This window comes from Paracoccus suum, assembly GCF_003324675.1.
Lineage (GTDB): Bacteria > Pseudomonadota > Alphaproteobacteria > Rhodobacterales > Rhodobacteraceae > Paracoccus > Paracoccus suum.
Genome location: NZ_CP030918.1, coordinates 2,317,634 through 2,339,719, shown reverse-complemented (window position 1 = coordinate 2,339,719; position 22,086 = coordinate 2,317,634). Strand labels below are relative to the sequence as shown.

22 protein-coding genes are annotated in these 22,086 nt (G+C 66.3%); 9 read left to right on the top strand and 13 right to left on the bottom strand.

The features are described from left to right. Positions 1 to 142 precede the first annotated feature (142 nt). Both DRW48_RS11400 and DRW48_RS11395 read left to right on the top strand, forming a co-directional pair. A complete protein-coding gene (locus DRW48_RS11400; protein ID WP_241963249.1) occupies positions 143 to 1,798 on the top strand; it encodes an alpha/beta hydrolase in 1,656 nt (551 codons plus the stop codon). After that, positions 1,783 to 2,646 carry a dienelactone hydrolase family protein gene (locus DRW48_RS11395; RefSeq protein WP_114076539.1) on the top strand — a complete coding sequence of 288 codons (864 nt, stop codon included), beginning with the start codon at positions 1,783 to 1,785 and terminating at the stop codon, positions 2,644 to 2,646. The genes DRW48_RS11400 and DRW48_RS11395 overlap by 16 nt, the downstream gene beginning before the upstream one ends. Before the next feature lie 15 nt (positions 2,647 to 2,661). On the opposite strand, the gene DRW48_RS11390 is transcribed toward DRW48_RS11395, so the two are convergent. Next, positions 2,662 to 3,009, bottom strand: coding sequence for a winged helix-turn-helix transcriptional regulator (locus DRW48_RS11390; protein ID WP_114076538.1), 348 nt, complete (start codon positions 3,007 to 3,009; stop codon positions 2,662 to 2,664). A gap of 131 nt (positions 3,010 to 3,140) precedes the next feature. Here DRW48_RS11390 and DRW48_RS11385 point away from each other — a divergent pair, with 131 nt between their 5' ends. Continuing rightward, positions 3,141 to 3,800 (top strand): flavodoxin family protein, encoded by a 660-nt coding sequence (locus DRW48_RS11385; RefSeq protein WP_114076537.1) that lies wholly within the window; start codon positions 3,141 to 3,143, stop codon positions 3,798 to 3,800. A 296-nt stretch (positions 3,801 to 4,096) separates the two neighbouring features. Continuing rightward, the gene (gene arsC / locus DRW48_RS11380; protein ID WP_114077522.1) at positions 4,097 to 4,477 is read left to right on the top strand and encodes an arsenate reductase (glutaredoxin); all 381 of its coding nucleotides are present in this window, start codon (positions 4,097 to 4,099) and stop codon (positions 4,475 to 4,477) included. Positions 4,478 to 4,557: 80 nt separating this feature from the next. Here the strand turns inward: arsC and DRW48_RS11375 are convergent, their stop codons facing one another. From DRW48_RS11375 to DRW48_RS11355, 5 genes are all read right to left on the bottom strand, one after another. After that, positions 4,558 to 5,298, bottom strand: coding sequence for an amino acid ABC transporter ATP-binding protein (locus DRW48_RS11375; RefSeq protein ID WP_114076536.1), 741 nt, complete (start codon positions 5,296 to 5,298; stop codon positions 4,558 to 4,560). A 5-nt stretch (positions 5,299 to 5,303) separates the two neighbouring features. Beyond that, the gene (locus tag DRW48_RS11370; protein WP_114076535.1) at positions 5,304 to 6,275 is read right to left on the bottom strand and encodes an amino acid ABC transporter permease; all 972 of its coding nucleotides are present in this window, start codon (positions 6,273 to 6,275) and stop codon (positions 5,304 to 5,306) included. A gap of 23 nt (positions 6,276 to 6,298) precedes the next feature. After that, positions 6,299 to 7,603 (bottom strand): NAD(P)/FAD-dependent oxidoreductase, encoded by a 1,305-nt coding sequence (locus DRW48_RS11365; RefSeq protein WP_114076534.1) that lies wholly within the window; start codon positions 7,601 to 7,603, stop codon positions 6,299 to 6,301. A gap of 52 nt (positions 7,604 to 7,655) precedes the next feature. Beyond that, the gene (locus tag DRW48_RS11360) at positions 7,656 to 8,474 is read right to left on the bottom strand and encodes a transporter substrate-binding domain-containing protein (RefSeq protein WP_114076533.1); all 819 of its coding nucleotides are present in this window, start codon (positions 8,472 to 8,474) and stop codon (positions 7,656 to 7,658) included. 67 nt (positions 8,475 to 8,541) lie between these two features. Further along, the gene (locus DRW48_RS11355) at positions 8,542 to 9,741 is read right to left on the bottom strand and encodes a diaminopropionate ammonia-lyase (RefSeq protein WP_114076532.1); all 1,200 of its coding nucleotides are present in this window, start codon (positions 9,739 to 9,741) and stop codon (positions 8,542 to 8,544) included. A gap of 99 nt (positions 9,742 to 9,840) precedes the next feature. Here DRW48_RS11355 and DRW48_RS11350 point away from each other — a divergent pair, with 99 nt between their 5' ends. Beyond that, complete coding sequence (locus tag DRW48_RS11350) at positions 9,841 to 10,302, top strand: Lrp/AsnC family transcriptional regulator (RefSeq protein ID WP_114076531.1); 462 nt, start codon at positions 9,841 to 9,843, stop codon at positions 10,300 to 10,302. Between the two features lie 44 nt (positions 10,303 to 10,346). On the opposite strand, the gene DRW48_RS11345 is transcribed toward DRW48_RS11350, so the two are convergent. From DRW48_RS11345 to DRW48_RS11315, 7 genes are read right to left on the bottom strand one after another with little or no spacing between them, the layout of a single operon-like run. Next, on the bottom strand, positions 10,347 to 11,129 hold the full coding sequence (locus DRW48_RS11345) for an SDR family NAD(P)-dependent oxidoreductase (protein WP_114076530.1): 783 nt from the start codon (positions 11,127 to 11,129) through the stop codon (positions 10,347 to 10,349). After that, complete coding sequence (locus DRW48_RS11340) at positions 11,119 to 11,934, bottom strand: PCC domain-containing protein (protein ID WP_114077521.1); 816 nt, start codon at positions 11,932 to 11,934, stop codon at positions 11,119 to 11,121. The genes DRW48_RS11345 and DRW48_RS11340 overlap by 11 nt, the downstream gene beginning before the upstream one ends. Positions 11,935 to 11,942: 8 nt before the next feature. Further along, positions 11,943 to 13,520 carry an acyl-CoA synthetase gene (locus DRW48_RS11335; RefSeq protein WP_114076529.1) on the bottom strand — a complete coding sequence of 526 codons (1,578 nt, stop codon included), beginning with the start codon at positions 13,518 to 13,520 and terminating at the stop codon, positions 11,943 to 11,945. Beyond that, a complete protein-coding gene (locus DRW48_RS11330; RefSeq protein ID WP_114076528.1) occupies positions 13,517 to 14,686 on the bottom strand; it encodes an acetyl-CoA acetyltransferase in 1,170 nt (389 codons plus the stop codon). The genes DRW48_RS11335 and DRW48_RS11330 overlap by 4 nt, the downstream gene beginning before the upstream one ends. Beyond that, on the bottom strand, positions 14,683 to 15,483 hold the full coding sequence (locus DRW48_RS11325; RefSeq protein ID WP_114076527.1) for an IclR family transcriptional regulator: 801 nt from the start codon (positions 15,481 to 15,483) through the stop codon (positions 14,683 to 14,685). The genes DRW48_RS11330 and DRW48_RS11325 overlap by 4 nt, the downstream gene beginning before the upstream one ends. Continuing rightward, positions 15,483 to 16,499 (bottom strand): TRAP transporter substrate-binding protein, encoded by a 1,017-nt coding sequence (locus tag DRW48_RS11320; RefSeq protein ID WP_114076526.1) that lies wholly within the window; start codon positions 16,497 to 16,499, stop codon positions 15,483 to 15,485. Before DRW48_RS11320 ends, DRW48_RS11325 begins: the two co-directional genes overlap by 1 nt. Before the next feature lie 33 nt (positions 16,500 to 16,532). Beyond that, on the bottom strand, positions 16,533 to 18,410 hold the full coding sequence (locus DRW48_RS11315) for a TRAP transporter large permease (protein WP_114076525.1): 1,878 nt from the start codon (positions 18,408 to 18,410) through the stop codon (positions 16,533 to 16,535). A 521-nt stretch (positions 18,411 to 18,931) separates the two neighbouring features. Between DRW48_RS11315 and dapF the strand changes: the two genes are divergently transcribed. From dapF to DRW48_RS11295, 4 genes are read left to right on the top strand one after another with little or no spacing between them, the layout of a single operon-like run. Next, a complete protein-coding gene (gene dapF / locus DRW48_RS11310) occupies positions 18,932 to 19,747 on the top strand; it encodes a diaminopimelate epimerase (RefSeq protein WP_114076524.1) in 816 nt (271 codons plus the stop codon). Further along, complete coding sequence (locus DRW48_RS11305) at positions 19,744 to 20,499, top strand: amino acid ABC transporter ATP-binding protein (RefSeq protein ID WP_114076523.1); 756 nt, start codon at positions 19,744 to 19,746, stop codon at positions 20,497 to 20,499. Before dapF ends, DRW48_RS11305 begins: the two co-directional genes overlap by 4 nt. A gap of 45 nt (positions 20,500 to 20,544) precedes the next feature. Next, the gene (locus DRW48_RS11300; protein WP_114076522.1) at positions 20,545 to 21,336 is read left to right on the top strand and encodes an ABC transporter substrate-binding protein; all 792 of its coding nucleotides are present in this window, start codon (positions 20,545 to 20,547) and stop codon (positions 21,334 to 21,336) included. Between the two features lie 51 nt (positions 21,337 to 21,387). Continuing rightward, on the top strand, positions 21,388 to 22,083 hold the full coding sequence (locus tag DRW48_RS11295) for an amino acid ABC transporter permease (protein ID WP_114076521.1): 696 nt from the start codon (positions 21,388 to 21,390) through the stop codon (positions 22,081 to 22,083). Positions 22,084 to 22,086 lie beyond the last annotated feature (3 nt).

Below are 22,086 nucleotides of genomic sequence, written 5' to 3'. Positions count from 1 at the left end.
GAATTTTACTCCAACCCCATGACCTCGCGCTCCTCAGGGCGCTGTGCTCGTCTCTAGGCTGACGCGCGCAGTCACCCCTACTGTCTTTTCCCCCCACAATCGGGAAACCTGACGTGCAGCGTAGAACCCGAGGATGGCAAACATGCGCGTTGGGCGTTCCCTTGGCGTGTCGCTGCTGCCGCTATTTCTGGGGCTGGTGCTCTTTGCGGCTTCGCTGACCCCGTCGCTGATTCCCCGGGCCTGGGCGGTGCAAGGCGCGCTCGGCGGGCTTGTCGCAGCGCTGGGCTACATGATCGGTCGCCTCCTGCTGACGCTGTGGCGCGCGCTGGAACTGCCCATGCTGCGCGGTCGCGCGGCGCTCTACGGGCATCTGATCGCTGCTATCCCGGTGCTGATGGCACTCGTTCTGTGCCTCGGGCATGCGCGCGGCTGGCAGAACGGCATCCGCAGTCGCATGGGGATGGAGTTGATCGACACCATCGACGTGCCCAACATGGTCCTCGTCGCGGTGACCGTGCTGGCCGTGCTGTTGCTGTTGGGCGGCCTGGTGCAGGGCGCGTTCGACCGGTTGCGCGCGCGCCTTTACCGCCACATGCCGCGGCGGACGGCGAATGTTGCGGGCCTGCTGATCGTGATCGTCGCGCTGACGATCGGCACACGGGACGGCGTGCTCGACCGCGTCGTCCGCGCCTTGGACGAATCCTACACCACTGCGCAGGAGTTGTTCGACACCGCCCCGCCGGCGCCCGCGGACCCCCGCACGCCGGGCAGCGCGGCGTCGCTGGTCGACTGGGGCTCGATGGGCCAGCCGGGCCGGAATTTCGTCACGGGCGGCCCCGATGGGGCGGCTATCGCTGCCTTCAGCGGACGTCCGGCCAAGAACCCGATCCGCGTTTATGTCGGCCTGGCCGAGGCCGACACGGCTGAAGCCCGGGCCGACCGGGCGCTGGAAGAACTGATCCGCCTCGGCGGGTTCGATCGCAAGGTGCTGATCGTTGCGATGCCAACGGGCACTGGCTGGCTCGATCCGGGCAGTTTCGACGTGGTCGAATACATGCAAGACGGCGACATCGCATCGGTCGCGGTACAGTATTCCTACCTGCAGTCGCCATTGGCCCTGCTTCTGGAAACGCGGGCCGGACTGGACCAGGCACGGGCGCTGATCCGCGCGGTGCACCGCCACTGGCGCAGCCTGCCGAGGGACAGCAGGCCTCGCCTCTATATCCACGGGCTCAGCCTCGGGGCCTGGGCGTCGATGTATGGGACGGACCTGTTCTCGCTGCTAGACAGCCCCATCAACGGTGCGTTGTGGGCCGGTCCCCCCTTCCCTTCCGCTCGCTGGAACGAGGCCATGGCCGAGCGCAATCCCGGCACCCCCTATGTCGCGCCACAGGTTGGCGAGAGCCGTCTGATCCGTTTTGCCAGCCACACGCAGGATGCGGGGGGCGCACAGGGCTGGGGCGACATGCGGCTGATGTTCCTGCAGTATTCCAGCGATCCGATCGTGTTTTACGAGCCGGCCTCTTTCTGGCGGCCCCCGGTCTGGATGCGCGAGGCCCCTGCCCCGGACGTATCGCCCGACCTGACCTTCACGCCAGTCGTGACCCAGTTCCAGCTGGTCGTCGACATGATCCTGGCGACGAGCGCGCCTGCGGGTCACGGCCATTCCTATTATGCGCGCGACTATATCGGCCCGTGGGTCGCCGTGACGGATCCTGAAGGGTGGACCCAGGCTGACAGCGATCGCCTCGCCGCCCATTGCAACAGAGGGTTCCAGCAGGGATGCGACAACGGCTGAAGCGCACGGGCCTGATCGCCGCCGCCGTGGCGTTGCTGATGCTGCTGGCCGTCGGCGTCAACACCGGGCGGCAATGGGCCGGCTGGACGGGTGCGTCCGACACGGCGGCCGAGCGCCGCGCTGCGCTGTTGCCGTATTGGCAGCTTACCCCTCCACCTGCCGGAGTCGCCGAAATCGGGGGCGCCGTCTTGCTGTCCGGCTGCGACGGTGTCCACGACAACATGGATTTCTGGGCGGGACGGCTCGCCAGCCACGGCTACCTCGCCCTTGTCCTCGACAGCCACAGCCCGCGCGGCCTCGACCGACTGGAGGCCTGGCGGCTGGTCTGCGCCGGGCAGGCCCTGCCGGGGGCCGAGCGTGCGGGGGATGTCGCGGTCGCCTTGGCCGATCCGGTTCTGCCCCCGGGGCGGCGGGTCGTCCTCGGCGCCTCGCATGGCGGCTGGGCGGCGATGGAGTTCCTGCGCCAGGCAGTGACCGGGCAGCCCTCGCCCGCTTTGCAAAGCTGGCCTGCCACCCACCCCCGGCTGCTTGCCAGCCTGGACGCGGTAATCCTGCTCTACCCGTATTGCGGCCTGCTGAACGGCGCGGACCAGGGCGACTGGACCCGCGCCCCGCCGATCCTGATGCTGCTTGCCGCCGAGGACCAGATCATCAGCACCCCCGCCTGTGAAGATCTCGCCGACCGCCTCCGGCGCCGCGGAGCGCGCATCACGGTGACGCTCCTTGCGGATGCAGACCACGGCTTCGACCAGAACGAGCGCTCCTCGCTGTCGCCCCTGAGCTTTGATCCGGAGATGCGCGAAAGAGCGAGTGGGCTAGTGGACGACTTTCTAGCGTCCTCGGAATAAGCAAGCGCCCGCTCGTCACGTAACGGGCTCAGTCTCCGCACTACCTTCACCGAGATGCGTCCTCCCCCATTCGCACAGCGGCTTCAGGGCCTCGTTGAGCGAGGCACCGAGTGGCGTCAGGGAATAGTCCACGCGCGGCGGGACCTGATGAAACATCTCCCGGTGCACCAAGCCGTCGGCCTCCATTTCGCGCAACTGCTGGATCAGCATCTTCTCGCTGATGCCGGGGATGCGCCGCTTCAGCGCGCCAAATCGCTCCGCGCCATCATGCAGTTCCCACAGGATCACGCCTTTCCACTTGCCACCCAGGATTGCGAAAACCGGCCCGAGCCCAGCGTTGTAGGATTGCCTGCGAATGGTCATGGCCGCCCATTCTAACCAAATCGTAAGTATATGAGGAAATAGTAGGTAGTTGATAAATAGAAAGCATATCGCGCAGCGTCACTCCACTCCAAAGGGCTCAAGGCCCGAGTTTTGGTGAAGGATGGCCCGACATGTCCGACAAACTTCTAGTCCTGATCGGTAGCCCCCGCCGGCAGGGAAATTCCGCTACGCTGGCCGAGGCGGTGCGGCGCGGGGCCGAGGCCGCCGGGACCGACGTCGCGCTGCGCTTTCTCGACGATCACCTAACCAGCTTCCTGCGCGACTGCCGCACCTGCCGTGGGCCGGACGGCGAATGCACGATCAATGACGGATACCGCGCGCTCTTTTTCCAGGAATTCCTGCCTGCTCGCGCCGTCGTCTTTTGCTCGCCGATCTACTGGTACGGCATGTCGGCGCAGACCAAGGCCTTCTTCGACAGGTGCTTTTGCCACTATGCGGCGTCCTCACCGGACTCGCAGGGCGTCTTGCGCGCGATGGCGGGCAAAAGGCTCGGGCTGGTTCTCGCTTCGGAAGAGACCTATCCGGGCGCCACGCTGGGCATCGTGCACCAGATGCAGGAATTTTCGCGCTATACCCATTCCGATTTCGTCGGCGTGGTCCACGGTGTCGGCAACAGCCGCTGTGAAGTTCGCCATGACCCCGCCGATTGTGTTGGGCAGGCCGAGCGACTGGGTGCGGAAATCCTGGACCGCCGCTATTCGGATTATCGGCTGGATACCAAGCGAGCTTCCGTAGTGTGGCCCGGCGACGCGGGCCATGCCGGGCAATGAGATCAGCGCTGCGAATTTGGGGCCAGCGAGGGCCAGTTCGTTCACCATCGACCGAGATCGGCGCAGCGATCTACGGACTACGCTACTGCCCCGCGATTAACGGCTCTTGCTGGAAAGCCGTTGCGCCCATAGTCGATAGCGGCAGCCGTTGAACCCGCCGCGGCCGCCCTCGCTTGATCGGGGGTGGACAGCAGTGCTGTCTCGGCGACAGTCATCAGCACTCTGGGCGGCGCAACGCCATGCGCCGCCAGCCCGTTGCCAACCACGCCCGAAAGCGCACCAAGCGAGGTGAGACCATGACCGCGACCATCTGGCACAACCCCAAGTGCAGCACCTCCCGCAAGGTGCTGGCGACCTTGCGCGAGGGCGGCGAGACGCCGGAGGTGATCGACTACCTTCGCGACCCCCCGACCCGAAGCGCGATCATGGCCTTGGTGACCGAGGCAGGCCTGACCTTGCGCGCGGCACTCCGCGAGGCGGGGACACCATATGCCGAGCTGGGGCTGGCCGACCCGACGTTGTCCGACGCGCAATTGCTGGACGCAATCGAGGCGCATCCCATTCTTTTGAACCGTCCGTTCGTGCGGACCGAGCGCGGCACGCGGCTTTGCCGGCCAGCCGAGGTCGTGCGGGAGATCATGGCGAATCCGCCGGCCCCCGAGGCGCAGCCCTCATAACTGGGCGCACGGCGCGCTTGCGGACGGGGATCATGGCGGTGCAAACCCAGCCCCCGAAACGCACATAATCATTCGCGCTTTCAGTGCAGCACTTGGCGCAGAAAGGCCTGGGTGCGCTCGCTGCGGGGGGTCGTAAAGAACACCTCCGGCGGCGCATGTTCCACGATTCGGCCATCGTCCATGAAGATGACGCGGTCCGCGACCTCGCGGGCAAAGCCCATCTCGTGGGTGACGACCGCCATGGTCATGCCTTCGGCTGCAAGCTGGACCATGACGTCGAGCACTTCCTTGACCATCTCGGGGTCGAGCGCGCTTGTCGGCTCATCGAACAGCATCACCTCGGGCTGCATGGCCACGGCGCGGGCAATGGCGACCCGCTGCTGCTGGCCGCCGGACAGCTGGCCGGGGTATTTCGCCGCCTGCTCGGGGATGCGGACCTTGGTCAGGTAGTGCATCGCCCGGTCGCGCGCCTCGGCCGCGGGCAACCGGCGCACCAGCCGCAATGGCAGTGCGCAGTTTTCCAGTACGGTCAGGTGGGGAAACAGGTTGAACTGCTGGAACACCATTCCGACGCGCCGCCGCACACCTTCGACGACCGCCGGCTCGCGCGTCAGGCGCACGCCGCTGACGGTGATCTCGCCCTTCTGGAAGCCCTCCAGGGCGTTGATCGTCCGGATGAGCGTGGACTTGCCCGACCCGGATGGGCCGCAGATCACCAGCCGCTCGCCCCTGGCAATGGTCAGGTCGACGTCATACAGCACCTGCAGATCGCCGTACCACTTGCACAAGTCCCGGATGTGGACCGCGGGTTCGTCATTCATGGGGCTCACCGGGTCACCGACTTGTTGTAGTGTTTTTCGATCATCTTCTGCACCAGCTCCAGCACGATAGAGAGCATCCAGTAGATCAGCGATGCCGTGATCATCATCTCGACATGCCGGAACTCAGTCTGGCCTTGGGTGCGGGCCAGGTACATCAATTCCCACACGCCGACGACCGAGACGAGCGAGCTGTCCTTGAGCATCGAAATGAACTGGTTGCCGGTCGGCGGGATGATCACGCGCATGGATTGCGGCAGGATGATGCGCGTCATCACCGCCGCGGGCCGCATCCCGAGGGCGCGCGACGCCTCCCATTGGCCCTTGGGGATGCTCTCGATCCCGGCGCGAAAGATCTCGGTCATGTAGGCGCCGTAGCAGAGCGACAGGGCGGCGATGCCGGTTGGCACTGCATCGACGACATAGCCGAGCTGCGGCAGGCCCAGGTAGATCATGTAGATCTGCATCAGCAGCGGCAGGCCGCGGAACAGCGAAGTGTAGAAGTTGGCGATCCCCAGCGCGATCCCATTGGACGACAGCTTGGCCACCGCGCCGATCATCGCCAGCACCGTCGCGATGACGATGGAAATGGCCGAGATGTAGAGGGTCGTGACGAGCCCCTGCGACAGCAGAAAGCCGATCTTGCGCCGGATGAAGACGAAGCTGAGATCAAAGGAATAAAAGAACAGCAGGATCAGCAGGGCCAGCTCGCCCCAGACCAGCCACACCTGCTGGCGCAGGGGCAGCCGCAAGACGACAAAAATGTTGAAGCCGGCCAGCAGCGTGACCAGTGCCGCGGTCAGCACGTTCAGTTGCGTGCCGTCCTGCACCGCGGGAAAGACGCTGGAGGTCAGCCGGCCGAATGCGCCGCCCCCGGCATTCATCGCCACGAGCGCCGCGAAAAGGCCGCCCAGAAGCGGCAGGTAGACCACGGGCCGCGTCAGCAGCGGCGGGTAGTCGACGTTGTCCCGATAATGCATCGATTCCCTTCCCGCTCGCCCGATCAGCCGCGGCGCTCTCGCCAGGCGTCCTGCGCCTGTAGCTTCCAATAGGTCAGTTGCACGGCCGCCATGCCGGCAAGGCCGCCAGTCCATTCCAGCCCGAAGGGCTCGAACCGGCGCCAGCGGTCGGACTGGCCGAGGATCGCCTCGGCGACGACGCGCCCGCCGATGGCGGTCGTATTCATTCCGTGGCCGCCGAAGGCCGTGCAGTGCCAGAGGCCGGACGGCATGCGACCGATCTGCGGCATGAGGTGGCGGGCATAGGACATCAGGCCCGACCAGACCTTGTCGATCTCGATCCCAGCGAGTTGCGGGTAGGTCGAGGTCATGGTGCCGTGCAGCAACCGGCCGAGATCGCGCGGCTCGCTGCGGCGGGTGGTGATCTTGCCGCCCCATAATATGCGCCGGCCGCCATCGACGAGGCGGTAATAGTCCCCCGCCCGGCGGTCGTCGCCGACGGCCGAGGTTGTGTGGATCGCGGTGGCGATCCGCTCGGGGTCGGGCTTGGTAACCATGACATAGGTGGCGATGGGCAGGAACGCGCGGTCCAGCTGCGGCACCAGGCCGCCGGTATAGCCACCGGTGGCGATCAGCACGTCGCGCGCCTTTACCTCGCCGCCGGCTGTGGCCACGGTCCAGCCGGCGGGGCTGCCGCTGACCACGCTCGCGGCGCTGCCCTCGTGGATCACGGCGCCGGCCGCTTCGGCCGCGCGCGCAAGGGCGCGCGCATAGGCCAACGGGTCAAAGTGAAAGGCGTTCAGGTCGTGCAGCGCCTGGTGGTAGACCGGCGAGGTCAGATGCTGGCCCAGTGCGGCCCGGTCGAGGTAGTCGACGTGATAGTCGAACCGCTCTGCCAGCCAGTCGCGGCGGTCCTGCAGCGCGCGCCCAGCATCGTAGCGTACGGCGCCGAGGATGCCCGGTCGCGGGTCGGCGCGGTCGATGCTCAGCCGGGCGATGGTATCCGCGACGATGCGCATGCCCTCGATCGACATGGCGTGCAGTGCATCCGCCCCCTCCGCGCCGCAGCGCCGGGCGATGGCGTCATAGCCCTGGGCGTAGCCGGGGCTGACAAAGCCGCCGTTGCGCCCCGAGGCGCCCCAGGCGACCCGCCGCGCTTCCAGCAGCACGACGCGGCGGCCGGCGACGGCCAGATCATGCGCGGCGGTCAGGCCGGCAAGGCCGCCGCCGATGATGCAGACATCCGCCTCGGCTGGGCCCGACAATGGCGGACGGGCAATCAGGTCGCTCGATTCCAGTCGCGTCCGGTACCAGACGTCGGCGTAATTGGTAGTCGTTGGTTCTGTCATGTCGCGCCCGAAGCAAGGCGCGGCGCGAGCCTTGTCGCGCCGCGGGATGTCATTACTTCGAGTAATCCTTGCCGTACCATTTGGTCGTCAAGGTCGCGAGAGTGCCATCAGCACGCATCTGCTCGATGATCTCGCCAAGGCGCGCGGTCCACTCGGGATCGCCCTTGTCGGCCACCACAACTAGGGGCTCGCGGAAGGCATAGTCACCCTCCAGTGCCTTGATCGGATAGCCGCTTTTGATGGCGCCCATCACCGTCTGCTCGGGCGCAATCACCGCGTCGAGGCGCTTGCCATCGCCGAGGCGCAGGTCGTCGAATGGCAGCAGCGAGCTGGCATAGGTCTTCACCTCGCCCGGCTCCAGCCAGTACTGGATCGGCGCGACGCCCGGCGCATCAATCTCCAGCCGCCGATTGATGTAGTCCTCGGAGGTGGTGCCGGTCTCGACGCCGATCTTCTTGCCGTTCAGGTCCTTCTGGTCGGTGATGGCGCTGTCGGCATGCACGGCAAAGATATACGGGCTATAGTAATAGACCCCCGCGAAATCGAGGACCTGCGCCCGCGGCTTGGTCGGCGTGATCGATCCGACCGCCGCGTCCCAGCGGCCGCCCCAGCGGCCGCCGGTCATCAACCCCCAGTCGGGCGTGTCGAAAGTGACTTTCGCGCCAAGACGCTTTCCGATCTCGTTCGCGACGTCGATGTCATATCCGACGAGTTGGTTGGAATCGTCGAGATAGCTTTGCGGAGGCCACGCGGCGTTGGTCGCGACCATCATCTTGCCGCTTTTGGTGACGCGATCCAGCGTCTCGCCGGCCTGCGCCAAGGGCGCGAGCAGCAAGGCGGAAGCAACGATCAGGCTGCCGAGCAATTTCATTCTTCTCTCCCCTCCCGAATGACGCCCGTCCGGACCGGCCGGGCGCGATTGGTCCATTGATATCGTATCAGGCATTTTCGCGGGTCAGCACAGTTTCCGGTGTGCGCCCGACAATCCGCGTGAACAGCGCCGGATCGGTCGCCCCTTCGGTATTGATGACCAGCAGCCGCGCCTGCGGCCCGAGGCCGATCCGAGGCGCAAGCTCGCCATCGCGCAGCACGGCCATGGCGCCGGCCAGACCCACGCCGCCACTCTCGCCGGCGACAACGGGCGGGTCCCCGGGCTCGGGCTCCGCGAGCCGGCGGACGACGGCGATCGCGTCCTCCTCCTCCAGAGTCATGAATCCGTTGGCCAGTCTTTCCAGTACCCGGAAGGCGACCAGCGACGGCTCGTAGCACTCGAGCATGGCCATCACCGTCGGCTCACCCGCCGGGACCTGCACGACGCGCCCCGCCTGGGCGCTTGCGAACAGACTCGCGGCCCGGGCGGGGTCGACAACCGTGACATGCGGGCGTCGCTCGCCCAAGACGAGAGCCAGGTGCCCGGCGATCGCAGCGGCAAAACCGCCGACGCCGGCCTGCAGGAAGACATGGGTCGGCGGCGCGGGCAGCTCCGCCAGCGCCTCGCGGGCGATGGCCGTGTAGCCCTGCATGACGAGTCCGGGAATTTCCTCGTAGCCGGGCCAGGACGTGTCCGACAGGATGGTCCAGCCGTTGGCGGAGGCAACGCGCGTCGCCTCCGCGATGGAATCGTCGTAATGGCCGTCGACCCGGATGACCTCGGCGCCCAGGCGCGCGATGGCATCGATCCGCGCCTGGCTGACCCCGGCATGGACAAAGATGACCGAGCGCGCACCGAGCAGCTGCGCCCCTTGAGCGACCGAGCGGCCATGGTTGCCGTCAGTCGCGCAGGCAAAGGTGATGGACGCAGCCACCGCGCGCACGTCCGGCGCCATCAGTCCCTCTGGCTCGATCGCCCGGCCAAGGCGCCGACTTGCCTCGTCCTGCACGACCCGCATCACCGCATAGGCCCCGCCCAGCGCCTTGAAGCTGCCGAGGCCGAGCCGCTGGCCTTCGTCCTTCAGATGCACCGAGGCGAGCCCCAGCTTTCGCGCGAGGCCCGGCAGCGCGACCAGCGGCGTGGGGGCGTTGTTCTCGCGCAGGGCCAAAATGCGCGAAACCTTGTCGGCCCCGGTCTGCCCCAGCGTCTCGGCATCGCGCGGATCGAGCGGCTGGCCGAATACCGGTAAGGTATTGATCAGATACATCACGACTCCCTTTTGCGAGAGGCTATTGCACTCACCGTGAGAGTTGCGCTGTAAATTGAGGCTCTTCATGCAAGTCTGTTTCACGAGACCGCACACGCCATGACGCCCCTCGACGCATTCGACATCGCCATCCTGCGGATCCTGCAACGCGACGCGAGGATGCCGCAGCGCGAGATCGGCGAGGCGGTGAACCTGTCCGCGCCCTCGGTGCAGCGCAGAATCCGCCGGATGGAGGCCGAGGGCGTGATCGCGGCCACCGTCGCAGTCCTTGACCCCGGCAAGGTCGGCCGGCCACTGACCATCTTCTGCCAGGTAGAACTGGTCAGCGAGACGCCCGAGGACATCGACATGATGAAATGTCGCTTCCGCGACGCACCCGAGGTGCAGCAGTGCTTTTACGTCACCGGCGAGGCCGATTTCATGCTGGTCGTGGTGGTCGAGAGCATGGCGCATTACGAGGATTTCACGCGCCTCGTTCTGTTCCAAGGCAGCAACGTGCGCAAGTTCGGCACCTTCGTATCGATGGATACCGTCAAGACAGGACTGACGCTGAACATCTGACTACAGCACCCCTCCGGCCTGTCCGGATGACTGGACGCCCGCCATCAGATCTCGCGCACCGTCCCGTCCCCTCGCCGCAGGGCCGGCAGGCCGACGCCGGTTGCGTCAAAGCCGCCGTCGACGGCCAGCGTCTGCCCGGTGACGAAGCTGGCCTTGTCCGAGCATAGGAACACGATCGCCTCGGCGATCTCGCGTGCCTCGCCATAGCGGTTCAGCGGGATGGCGTCGTAATAGGCGCTGATGATTTCCGGCGCATGCACCGCCATGGCCAGTTTGGTCCTGACCGGGCCGGGGGCGACGCAGTTGACGCGAATACCTTGCTCGCCCAGTTCGGCTGCGAATTGCTTGGTCAGATGAATGACGGCGGCCTTCGAGGTGCCATAGGCGACCCGCAGCGTCGAGGCGCGCAGGCCCGAGATCGAGGCGATATTTACGATCGCGCCGCGTGTTTTCGCCAGCTCCGGCACCGCCGCCTGGGTACACAGGAACACGCCGTCGAGGTTGGTCGCCATGACCTCGCGCCAGGCCTCGAAGCTGGTCTGGTCCGCGCGCGAGAACAGCGCGACGCCCGCGTTGTTGACCAGTGCATCGACGCCGCCGAACTGACTGACGACCGTTCGGATCAGGCCATCGACGCTTTGTGGCTCGGAAATGTCTGCCTCGATCGGCAGGACATTCTCCATCGGGTCACACACGGCATGTAGTTCGTCCGTGTCGCGGTCCACGACTGCGACCCGCCAGCCCTGCTCGAGGAAAATCTGTGTCGCGGCGAGGCCGATGCCGCGGCATCCCCCGGTTACGACGGCAACCTTGGCGTCATGCGTCATCGCGCACCCCTTCTGTCTCGACTATCAATTCCAGCGTCACGCCGACCGGGTTAACCCCGCGCTCCAGCACGCCGCGCATGATCTTGCCGTCGATGTCCACGACCTCGATCGGCACATGCGCCTCGCCCGCCCTGAGGGTGGCACCAACCAGATGCAGTTCCGTGGCGTGGCAGTCCGTGCGGCTGCCGTCGACAAAGCGGATGTGATCAATGCTGCCGACCCCGTACAGCCGCGCATCGGTGATGCCGTGTCCAGCGCAGAGGGTCTCGATGGCAGTGAGAACGTCCTCGCCAGGAAGGATGCGAGCCAGCAGGCCAGTGCCGATACCGCTCCCTTGCGGCGTGAATAGCGTAAAGGCGGTTTCCACGTCGGGCAGCGACTCGAACCACGCATCAGGCGCGCCGATGCCGGCGACAGGCGCATCGGCGGCCAGAATGCTGTCGAAGGGCAAAAGGTGGCCCATGGTACCCGCCCATGTGCCATGGCAGTGCAGGAACGGCGCGCCATCCTTCCAGCCGACGGTTGCGGTGGCCCGCCCGATCTGGACGGGGCCGTCCGGGGCATGGGTGTCCGAATACCATGCCGCGTGCAGGCCATCCGTCGATGGCGCCGGCAGCACAAAGCGCAGCGGATCGCAGACCGCCCCGTCCAGCCACACCACGCCGCCCTTGCAACCCTTCGCCGCAAACAGATCGCCGACTGCCTCCATCACGCTGCGCCCGGCCGGCAAAACCCCCGCAATGCGGCGCAGGTCGGCCGGCACGGCCACCGTGCGCTCGGCCGCGCGCGGGCCGGGATGGATCATTCGCAGGCTCATGCGAGCATGCCGCGGGCTTCCAGCTCTTCGCGGATCATCTTCTTGGTGATCTTGCCATAGGCTGACTTGGGCAGCGCATCCCAGAACAGGAACCGCTTGGGCATCTTGTAGCGCGACAGCTTGCCGTCGAGGAACGCCGCCAGGTCATCCTCGGCCACGGGGGCGTTCGCGACGCAAACCGCCCAGCCTATCTCTCCCCACAGGGGGTCCGGCACGCCGACGACCGCGACCTCGTTGATCGCCGGGTGGGTCAGGATTTTTTCCTCGATCTCGCGTGGATAGACGTTCGAGCCGCCCGAGATGAACATGTCCGACTGCCGACCGGTGATGTAGAAAAAGCCCTGCTCGTCCATGTGGCCAAGATCGCCCGTGCGGAACCAGCCGTTCCGAAAGGATTTCGCATTGGCCTCGGGGTTCTGGTAGTAGCCGGCAAAGACGGCCGGGCCGATGCAGCAGATCTCTCCTGTCTCGCCCGGCGCGACCTCGTCGCCATTGTCATCCTGGATCTGGACCTCGATCCCGGTCCGCGCATGGCCGCAGGTGCCGATGCGGGCGGTGGGCCCGTCCTCGGCCTGATGCAGATGCGCGGGCAGGACGGTGATGTTGCCCGTGACCTCGCCCAGCCCGAAATACTGGACCAGCACGGGGCCGAGCGTCTCCAGCGCCCTTTGCTGGTCCACGCGGTACATCGGCGCGCCGGCATAGACGACATAGCGCAGGGACGAGGTGTCGGCCGCCGCGCTCGATGGATGTTCCACCAGCAGTTTCAGGATCGTCGGCACGGTGAACATGGTCGACACCCGCCACTGCGCGACCAGATCCCAGACCTGCGCCACGTCAAAGCGCTCGGTCGGCAGCAGGATCGTCTTTACCCCGCGCGCCACCTGCGTCAGCTGATGCACCCCCGCGCCGTGCGACAGTGGCGCGACCACCAGTGAGGCATCATCGCCGGTCAGCCCCGGCATCAGGTCGGCAAGGTGATTGGTCACCACAAAGGCCATCTGGCCATGGGTCAGAACGCTCGCCTTGGGGCGCCCGGTGGTGCCCGAAGTGAAGAAGAACCAGCAGGGATCGTCGCGGCCAACCGCTGCGGCCGGCGGTCGCTTGCCCATATGCTCGGCAGTGATGGCGGCAATGTCGGGGCCGAAATCGGCAGCCCCGATGGCGATCTGCGGCAGATCGCAGGCCGCCGCATGGGCCGGAAAGGCGGCGTTACAGAACATCAGCGACGCGCCCGAGGCCTCGGCGAGATAGGCCACCTCCTCCGGTGTCTGGCGGAAGTTGGCGGGCACCCAGACCCCGCCGGCGCGCCAGACGGCGAACATGGCCTGCATCATCTCCATGCAGTTCTGCGACTGGCACAGCACCCGGTCGCCCTTTTGCAGGTTGAACCGCGTCTGCAGTGCATCGGCCAGCGCATCGGCGCGGGCGTTCCACTCGGCCCAGGTCCAGCGCGTATCGCCCATCACAAGGGCAATCCCGTCCGGGTCGCGCCGGGCAGCCTGCGCGAGGAAGGTCGCAAGATTCATCACGCGGGTCGAGACAGGGGCAACGCCGCCTGAGGGGTCCGTCATCGCGCGCGCTCCAGGATCGAGCAGTAATTGGCAACGGCCGTGCCGCCCATGTTGAAGACTCCGGCCAAGTTCGCGCCGCGAACCTGCATGGCCCCAGCCTCGTCCATCAACTGCATCGCAGCCATGACGTGCTGCGAGACACCTGTCGCGCCGATCGGGTGGCCGCGCGATTTCAGCCCGCCCGAGGGGTTCACCGGCAGCGCGCCGCCCATGCGGGTCGTCCCCTCTCGGATCACGCGCCAACCCTGCCCGCGCGGAGCGAGCCCCATCGCCTCGTATTCGATCATCTCGGCGGTGGTGAAGCAGTCATGGGTTTCCACCAGCGACAGGTCGGTGATCGCCAGCCCCGCCTGGTCCAGCGCCGATCGCCATGCGCGGTGCGCGCCGGCAAATTCGGTCGGGTCCCGGCGCGACAGAGCCAGAATGTCCCCGGCCTGCGCGCGGGCGCGAAAACGGATCGCTCGGGCCAGACCTTCAGCCACCTCGGACGCCGCCAGCACGATGGCCGCTGCGCCGTCCGAGACCAACGAGCAATCCGTGCGCCGCAGCGGACCGGCCACCAGCGGGTTCTTGTCGGACGGTGTGTTGCAGAACGCCACATCCAGCGCCTTTTGCATATGCGCATAAGGGTTGTTGACGCCGTTGCCGTGGTTTTTGGCGGCAATCATCGCCAGTTCCTCGGACCTGTCGCCGTTCCGCTGGAAATAGGCGTCCGTGATGCGGCCGAAGACGCCGGCAAACCCGCCGGGCGTGTCCCCTTCCTCGGCGACATAGCTGGCGGTCAGCAACACGCCCCCGACATCGGTAATGGGCAGCGCGGTCATCTTTTCCGCGCCGATCACCAGGGCGATCCTGCCGCGGCCCGAGGCGATGAAATCCGCTGCCGCATAGAGGGCCGCCGAGCCGGTGGCACAGGCGTTTTCGGTGCGCATGAAGGGCATGCCCGCCAGTTCCGGCGCGCCCATGGCGACGAGCGCGCCCTGAAAATCCTGGCGCTGAAAGCCGTTGTTGTAGACGCCGGTAAAGATGCCATCGACCGCCTCGGGCGGCACCCCGGCGTGGTCCAGCGCCGGCAGCGCGACCTCGGCCATCAGGGCCATCGTATCGGGCGCCTCGGCCTTGCCGAACTTCGTATGCGCCCAGCCGACGATCAGGGGTTCGGTCAAGGGATGTTCCTTTCGGTGCCCAGCGCGGAAAGGCGCGCCGCGATAACTGCGGCCTCGCGATGCAGGCCGGCGACCAGATCGACCTGGCGCGCTGGCGTCATGCGGTTTTCGATGGCGGCGATGGACAGCGCCCCCGCCGGGCGCCCGTCCGGCCAGGAAATGACCACCCCGAGGCCCCAGGACCCGGCAATGACATGTCCGGGATTGAGGGCGTAACCGTCGGCGCGGGCCTGCTCCAAATCCGCGACCACAGCCGGCATCAGATCGCCGATCTGCGGCGCCGCCCGGGTCAGCAGCGCCTCCGCCTCCGCCGCTGGCAGGGCGGCGAGGATCGCCAAGGCACCGGCCCCGAGGCCTGCAGGTTTGCGGTCGCCACGCATCAGGGCATGGGTGCGGACCGGAAAATCGCCCTCGATCCGTTCCAGGCACAGGGTGTGGTCATCCTGCGGCACGGTCAGCAGCACCGTATCGCCCGTCTCTTGCGCCAGCCTGACCATGCCCTCGCGGGCATGGTGCAGGATGCCGTGGCGCTCTGCCGCGAAACCGGCCAGCAGATAGGTCTCGGCGCCCAGATGATAGCGGCGCGTCGCGCGGTCCTGCTCGACCATGCGCGCCGCGCCCAGCGCCAGCAGCAGCCGCCGCGCCGTGGGCCGCGCAAGACCCGAGGCTGCCGCAAGCTGCGCCAGCCCCAGTCCTTGCGCCCCGCCCCGCCCGACCAGCGACAGCAGCGACAGCGCACGCGCCACCGCCTGCGTTCCTCCAGTGTCCGCATGGGCAGGGGCGACGGCGTCGCGCATCAGGCCAGCTTGCGTCCAATGGCCGTTTCCAGAATGGCCCAGGCCTCGTCGCCAAAGGTTTTCTTCCATTCCGCGTAGAACCCGGCCTCGCGCAGCTTGTCCTCGAACGCCTTGGGATCGACGTCGTTGAAGACAAAGCCGTTGCCCTCGAGGTCGGTCTTGAGGGTCTTGTTCATCTCGGCGATGTCGGCCCGCTGCTTGACCGCCGCGGCGTTGAAGTTGTCGGCGACGACCTTCTGCACGTCTTCGGGTAGGGCCTGCCAGGCGCGGCGGTTGCCGAGCATCCAGAAGCCGTCCCACATGTGGTTGGTCAGCGAGCAATATTTCTGCACCTCCCACAGCTTCGCGACCTTCATGATCGCCAGCGGGTTTTCCTGCCCGTCGACGATCCCGGTCTGCAGAGCGGTATAAACCTCGGCGAAGTTGATCGATGCCGGGGCCGAGCCGAAGGCAGTGAAAAGCGAGGTCCACAGCGGGCTGACCGGCACACGGATCTTGAACCCCTCCAGATCGGCCGGCGTCGTGATCGGCTTTTTCGACGAGGTAATCTGGCGGAAGCCGTTGTCCCAGATCTTGTCCATGACGACGAGGCCACCAGCCTCGATCTGACCGCGCGCATAGGCGCCCAGATCGCCATCCATCGCCTTCCAGACCGTGTCGTAGTCCGGGAAGGCAAAGCCCACGCCGTTGATCGAGGCGTTGGGCACCAGCGTCGACAGGATCACCGGCGAGAGCTGGAAGAACTCGACCCCGCCCGAGCGCAGTTGGCCCAGAACGTCGGTATCGGCGCCCAGCTGGTTCGACGGGAAGATCTGCAGGTCAAAGCGGCCGTCGGTCCCCTCCAGGATCGCCTTTTGCGCCTCGGCCAGGCGGATGTTGCTGGGATGGTCCAGCGGCTGGTTGTTGGCGACCTTGTAGCTGAACTCGGCCGCCATGGCCGGGCGGACCCGGATGAATGGCGTTGCGAGCGCGCCGACGGCGGCGCCCAGCAGGATGTTGCGGCGGGTGATAGTCATGATTTCCTCCTCCTCCCTGAGGTATTCGATTGATTACAAAAGCGCGGTCGAGAACCAGGGCACGGCGGCGATGACCAGAAGGCCGACCAGCAGTGCGGCGAGATAAGGCCAGATCTTCGCCATCACCTGTTCGGCGGGCACGTTGGCGATCTTGCAGGCGATGTAAAAGCCAATGCCGATTGGTGGTGCCATCAGACCGATGTTCATCGCCGTGACGATCACCATCGCATAATGGATGTCGTGAATGCCCAGCCCGCGCGAGATCGGGAACATGATCGGCGCCAGCAGCACGATGGCGGGCAACCCCTCCAGCACGCAGCCAAGCAACAGGAAGATCACGATCGAGGCGAGCATGAAGACGAGCCAGCCGCCCGGCAGGCCGGTCACCAGCACCATCAGATCGCGCGCAAAGCCCGATTGAGTCAGCCCCCAGGCCATGGCCGACGCGGCGCCGAGAATCAGCAGGATCGCCCCCGACATGGCGGCGGTCTCGACCAGCATCGTGCCGACGCGGCGCAGCGGGATGCCGCCGTAGAGCACCGAGCCGATGATGAAGGCATAAAGGGTCGCGATGGTGCTGACCTCGGTCGCGGTGGCAACGCCGCCGGCGACCAGACTGCGGATCATGAAGGGCAGCACCAAGGCGGGCGCCGCGATCAGGGCGGTCTTGCCGATCACGCCGAGCGAGGCGCGCTGCACCCCCTCCATCCGCTCGCCGCGCGCTTTCCAACGGGCCAGCACAGCCAGAACGACCAGAAGCACCATGGCGATGGCAAAGCCCGAGGTGAAGAGGCCGGCGATGGACACGCCCGCAACCGATCCCAGTACGATCAGCACGATCGAGGGTGGCACCGTGTCGGCCATGGCCGCGCCGGTCGCCAGCAGCGCGGTCATCTCGGGCGCGGAATGGCCACGGCGCCGCATCTCGGGGAACAGGGCCGGCGCGACAGTTGCCATGTCCGACACTTTCGAGCCGGAAATGCCGGAGACGAGGAACATCGAGCCGAGCAGCACATAGCTCATCCCGGCCTTCACATGGCCGAACAGCGAGGCGAGGAAACCGACGATGGCGCGGCCCATGCCGGTCGCGTCAAGGATGCAGCCCAGCAGCACAAACACCGGCACCGACAGCAGGATCAGCGAGGACATGCCCTCGTCGATGCGGCCCATCATGACGAAGGCCGGGGCGTGGGTCGCAAAGGTCAGGTAGCCGAGTGTCGCCAGGGCAAAGCAGAAGGCGATGGGCACGCCCATGATCAGCAACGCGCCCGCGAAGAGGCCTAGGAACAGCGGCAGGTTCCAGTTGCCCAGCGACAGGATCGCGGGCTTGGCGACCCACAGGGCGGCGACGACTGCTCCGGTGACCAGCAACGTGCCGATAATGGTGGACCATTCGCGAGTCCGCAGGACCGACAGCACCATCAGCACCACCATCAACCCGATCCCCGCCGGCAGGGCAGACGCCCGCCACGACATCGGCAATTGCAGTGCGGGCGAGGTGACGAACGATTCCTCGTAGGCGTATTCGACGGCGACGGGCAGCAAGCGCAGCAGCAGGACGCAGACCAGCACACTGCCGGCGACCTCGACCACGCGGGCCAGCCTCTCCGGCAACATCGGCAGGAAGACGGTCAGCCGCATATGCTCATGCCGGTCTACGGCGAGCGCCGCCCCCAGCATGGCCATCCAGATGAAGCTGATCGAGGCGACCTCGTCGCCCCAGATCAACGGCTTGGTCAGCACATAGCGAAAGAACACGTTGGCCAGCACGGTGACGATCATCACCAGCAGCAAAGCAGAGGCCGCAATCTCGACCGGGCGCATCCAGGCCTCTGCCCGCTTCGGCTCGGCCAGGGATTCGATCCCGCCGAGAGCCAGTTCGGCCTCGGCATGCGCATCCGCGTGGTGCATCACTGTCCTCCCCCTCGGGACTGCGGCCAACTCGCCGCACCGGCGTCCACATGGTGGTTATGATTTTGTCCCCCGACGCGGGGATACTGCGTCGATTCTGCTGTCGTGCAAGAAAAAAGGGCGATGCTCGTACAGAAATCGACAGATTTTTTCGCTCGTGGGAAGCGTCCATAATTCCAACATGCGGAACTGAATTTCGATAATCGGAAAAAATTTCGTGCGATCAATGTCTCTGCCGGTCACCGGCAATGCCTCGCCGGAAGCCAAATCGACGTGGAAAGAACCGCACCTCCCTCGCGGGGGCGACTTTAGTCGTCACGACGGGTCGCCCCACAAACCGGTCCAGGTGACTGATCCCGTCTTGCAAATGGCCCCGGACTGCTCGCCATCCGCCACACCCGCGAGAATTGACCCGCTTGACAGGCCGCAGTTCTGGGACCAGCTTTCGACCGGTTGGCTTAATTGTGCCCTGAGAGATTGATTTGCCTGAAAATTCGGCACCTTGCCGCGACTTCCTCAAAATGCACGGCCTCGGAAACGATTTTGTCATCGTCGACGGGCGCAGCCATGCGTTTCGTCCCGACCCCGACACGATCCGGGCGATTTGCGATCGGCATCGCGGTGTGGGTGGCGACCAGTTGCTGGTAATCGAGCCGCCGAGCGCGCCTACCGCCGATGCCAGAATGCGAATCTATAATGTCGACGGGACCGAGGCCGAGACCTGCCTGAATGCCACTCGCTGCGTCTGCTGGCTGTTGCTTGAGGAAGGCTTCGACAAGGTCCGGCTGGAGACGCTGGGGGGACTGATCGCGGCCCGCCGCGCTGCGGGCGGGGATGTGGCGCTGCGCCTCGGTGCGCCGCGCTGGGACTGGGCAGCCATCCCCCTGTCGCAGCCGGCGGACACCGGCGGGCTGGACATGGAATCCGGCCCGCTGTCCCACCCGGTGGCACTGAACCTCGGTAACCCGCATCTGGTCTGCTTCGTCCCCGACCGGGACGCGGTGGACGTGCGGCGCTGGGCCCCTGCCCTCGCCGCCAACCCCGCCCTGCCGGAAGGCGCCAACATCGGCATTGCGCAAGTCGTGACTGATGACCGCCTGCGCGCCGTGGTCTGGGAACGGCCGGGCATCCTGACTCAAGCCTGCGGCAGCGGCGCCTGCGCCGCGGTGCTGGCTGCACGCCGTCGCGGGCTGATCACCGCCCGCCGCGTGGTGGTCGAGATGCCGGGCGGCAACCTCACCGTCGAGGTCCACGAGGATGACAGCCTGACCCTCACCGGACCCGTCGCAATCGCCTTTTCGGGCCGATTTTCCACCGACCACGGAATTGCCGCATGACCGCCCAGCCCATCGTCGTCGTTGACCGTATCAGCAAGACCTTCCCCTCCGCCGACGGGCGCGGTTCGCACCGCGCGCTGGACGAGGTCTCGCTGACCATCGATCCGGGCGAGGTGCTGGTCATCATCGGACCCTCAGGCTCGGGCAAGAGCACGCTGTTGCGCACCCTGAACGCGCTTGAGAGTTTTGACACCGGGACGATCACCATCGATGGCGTCGCCCTGGCCGACCGGAACACCAACCTGAACCATTTGCGTGCCGAAATCGGCATGGTGTTCCAGCACTTTAACTTGTTCCAGCACAAGACCGCGCTGGAAAACGTGGCGCTGCCGCAGGTGGTGGTGCGTAAGCGCAGCCGCGCAGGCGCGCTCGAGCGGGCGCGGAAGTTGTTGGACAGCGTCGGCATTGCGGACCGCGCGAACCACTATCCCAGCCAGCTCTCGGGCGGCCAGCAGCAGCGCGTGGCCATTGCCCGCGCGCTGGCGATGGACCCGAAGATCATGCTCTTTGACGAGGCGACGTCTGCCCTCGACCCGGAAATGGTCGGCGGGATCCTCGATCTGATGCGCAAGCTGGCGCAGGGCGGCATGACGATGGCCGTCGTCACCCACGAGATGGGCTTTGCGCGCGAGGTCGCGGACCGCATCATCTTCATGGACCAGGGCCGTATCGTCGAGCAGGGTACGCCCGAGGCCTTTTTCTCGGCGCCCGCGCACGAGCGGACCCGCGCATTTCTAGACCAGATTCTCTAGCGCCGCCGGCGACGACGACGCGATCACAACAAGGGGGCGAACCAGATGAGACGATTTCTTAAGAGCGTAATGGCGCTTGCCGCGGCCTGCATGACCACGGTCAGCGCCGCGCAGGCCGACGAGATGGACGATATCCTCGGCCGGGGCGAGTTGCGGATCGCGGTCCAGACCCAGGGCCCGCCCGTCAGCTTCGTCGACAAGAACGGCGCCCGGACCGGCCTTGCGGTCGAGCTGGCGCAGATGATGGCCGACGATCTGGGCGTCAAGCTGGTGGTCCAGGACTACGACTGGAAGGGCCTCATCCCGGCACTGCTGTCGGGCAAGGTGGACATGATCGCCGCCGACATGACCCCGACCCCGCAGCGCGCGGCGCAGCTGCTGTTCTCGCGCCCGATGTTCTACCAGGAGACGGTTGCCGTCGCGCCGAAGGATTCGCCGGCGACGAAATGGCAGGACCTGAACAAGTCCGGGCTGACCCTCGGCGCGACGCAGGCCAGCTCGTATGGCGAGGCGATCAAGAAATACATGCCCGAGGCCACGCTTAAAGAGTTCGCGGGCGGCACCGCCGCGACCGCGCAGGCGCTGTCGTCGGGCCGTCTTGACGGGATGGTCTCGGACCTCGGCAACGTCACCAGCTTCGTGGACGAATTCGGCAACCTCAAGATCCTCGAGGGTGTCATCACCCGCGAGCCGCTGGCCTTTGCGGTCCAGCCGAACGCCTTTCACCTCAAGCTCTGGCTGGACAACTATGTCGAGCTGATCACGGCCGACAACCGGCTGGAAGCCAAGATCAACTACTGGTGGAAAACCACCGACTGGGCCAAGGACCACAAGTAAGCGCCCGACCGGGCTGGCCTCGCGCCGGCCCGCCTCAGCCCAGCAGGCAGCATGAACCCGATCGTCGAATTCTATAATTACCGCATCGTCGCACAGTACCTGAACCGCTTTGCCGAGGGTCTGGCGAACACGCTGACGGCTGCCGGCATCGCCCTGGTGCTGTCTGTCCTGTTCGGCACGCTGATCGCGATCGCCCTCTTGTCGCGCCGGGCGATCATCACGCGGCCGATCGCGGCCTATGTCGAGTTCATCCGCTCGACCCCCCTGCTGGTGCAGATCTACCTCGTCTACTACGGCCTGCCCGCGCTGGTGCCGGTCACCAAGTCCTGGAATGACATGTATTTCGGCATCGCCGCCCTGGTGCTGAACTCGTCCCCGTACATGGGCGAGATCATCCGCGCCGGCATCGGCTCGGTCCCGCGCGGCCAGATCGAGGGCGCCAAGGCGGTCGGCATGTCCTACGGCCAACGGATGCGATATGTCGTGCTGCCTCAGGCCTTTGCCAACACCCTGCCGCCGCTGATCGGCCAGACCGCCGTCCTGATCAAGGACACATCCTTGCTGTCGATCATCACCGTTTTCGAATTCACCAGCGCAGGCATCCTTCTGAACAGTGAGCGCGTGCGCCCGAACGAAAGCTTCCTGACCATCGCCGCAGGCTATCTCGCGATTTATGCCGTGATGGTGCTGCTCTCCCACTTTGTCCGCCGGCGCCTTGCGGGGCCGGCCTGGAATGGTGGGGCCTGAGGG

Bases quoted from the DNA above. Each gene is read 5' to 3' on its own strand.
- DRW48_RS11315 (WP_114076525.1), bottom strand. From the start codon at position 18,410: ATGCACCACGCGGATGCGCATGCCGAGGCCGAACTGGCTCTCGGCGGG.
- DRW48_RS11360 (WP_114076533.1), bottom strand. From the start codon at position 8,474: ATGAAATTGCTCGGCAGCCTGATCGTTGCTTCCGCCTTGCTGCTCGCG.
- DRW48_RS11305 (WP_114076523.1), top strand. From the start codon at position 19,744: ATGACCGCCCAGCCCATCGTCGTCGTTGACCGTATCAGCAAGACCTTC.
- DRW48_RS11365 (WP_114076534.1), bottom strand. From the start codon at position 7,603: ATGACAGAACCAACGACTACCAATTACGCCGACGTCTGGTACCGGACG.
- DRW48_RS11355 (WP_114076532.1), bottom strand. From the start codon at position 9,741: ATGTATCTGATCAATACCTTACCGGTATTCGGCCAGCCGCTCGATCCG.
- DRW48_RS11400 (WP_241963249.1), top strand. From the start codon at position 143: ATGCGCGTTGGGCGTTCCCTTGGCGTGTCGCTGCTGCCGCTATTTCTG.
- DRW48_RS11295 (WP_114076521.1), top strand. From the start codon at position 21,388: ATGAACCCGATCGTCGAATTCTATAATTACCGCATCGTCGCACAGTAC.
- arsC (WP_114077522.1), top strand. From the start codon at position 4,097: ATGACCGCGACCATCTGGCACAACCCCAAGTGCAGCACCTCCCGCAAG.
- DRW48_RS11395 (WP_114076539.1), top strand. From the start codon at position 1,783: ATGCGACAACGGCTGAAGCGCACGGGCCTGATCGCCGCCGCCGTGGCG.
- DRW48_RS11385 (WP_114076537.1), top strand. From the start codon at position 3,141: ATGTCCGACAAACTTCTAGTCCTGATCGGTAGCCCCCGCCGGCAGGGA.
- DRW48_RS11340 (WP_114077521.1), bottom strand. From the start codon at position 11,934: ATGATCCATCCCGGCCCGCGCGCGGCCGAGCGCACGGTGGCCGTGCCG.
- DRW48_RS11350 (WP_114076531.1), top strand. From the start codon at position 9,841: ATGACGCCCCTCGACGCATTCGACATCGCCATCCTGCGGATCCTGCAA.
- DRW48_RS11320 (WP_114076526.1), bottom strand. From the start codon at position 16,499: ATGACTATCACCCGCCGCAACATCCTGCTGGGCGCCGCCGTCGGCGCG.
- DRW48_RS11390 (WP_114076538.1), bottom strand. From the start codon at position 3,009: ATGACCATTCGCAGGCAATCCTACAACGCTGGGCTCGGGCCGGTTTTC.
- DRW48_RS11325 (WP_114076527.1), bottom strand. From the start codon at position 15,483: ATGCGCGACGCCGTCGCCCCTGCCCATGCGGACACTGGAGGAACGCAG.
- DRW48_RS11300 (WP_114076522.1), top strand. From the start codon at position 20,545: ATGAGACGATTTCTTAAGAGCGTAATGGCGCTTGCCGCGGCCTGCATG.
- dapF (WP_114076524.1), top strand. From the start codon at position 18,932: ATGCACGGCCTCGGAAACGATTTTGTCATCGTCGACGGGCGCAGCCAT.
- DRW48_RS11345 (WP_114076530.1), bottom strand. From the start codon at position 11,129: ATGACGCATGACGCCAAGGTTGCCGTCGTAACCGGGGGATGCCGCGGC.
- DRW48_RS11335 (WP_114076529.1), bottom strand. From the start codon at position 13,520: ATGACGGACCCCTCAGGCGGCGTTGCCCCTGTCTCGACCCGCGTGATG.
- DRW48_RS11375 (WP_114076536.1), bottom strand. From the start codon at position 5,298: ATGAATGACGAACCCGCGGTCCACATCCGGGACTTGTGCAAGTGGTAC.
- DRW48_RS11370 (WP_114076535.1), bottom strand. From the start codon at position 6,275: ATGCATTATCGGGACAACGTCGACTACCCGCCGCTGCTGACGCGGCCC.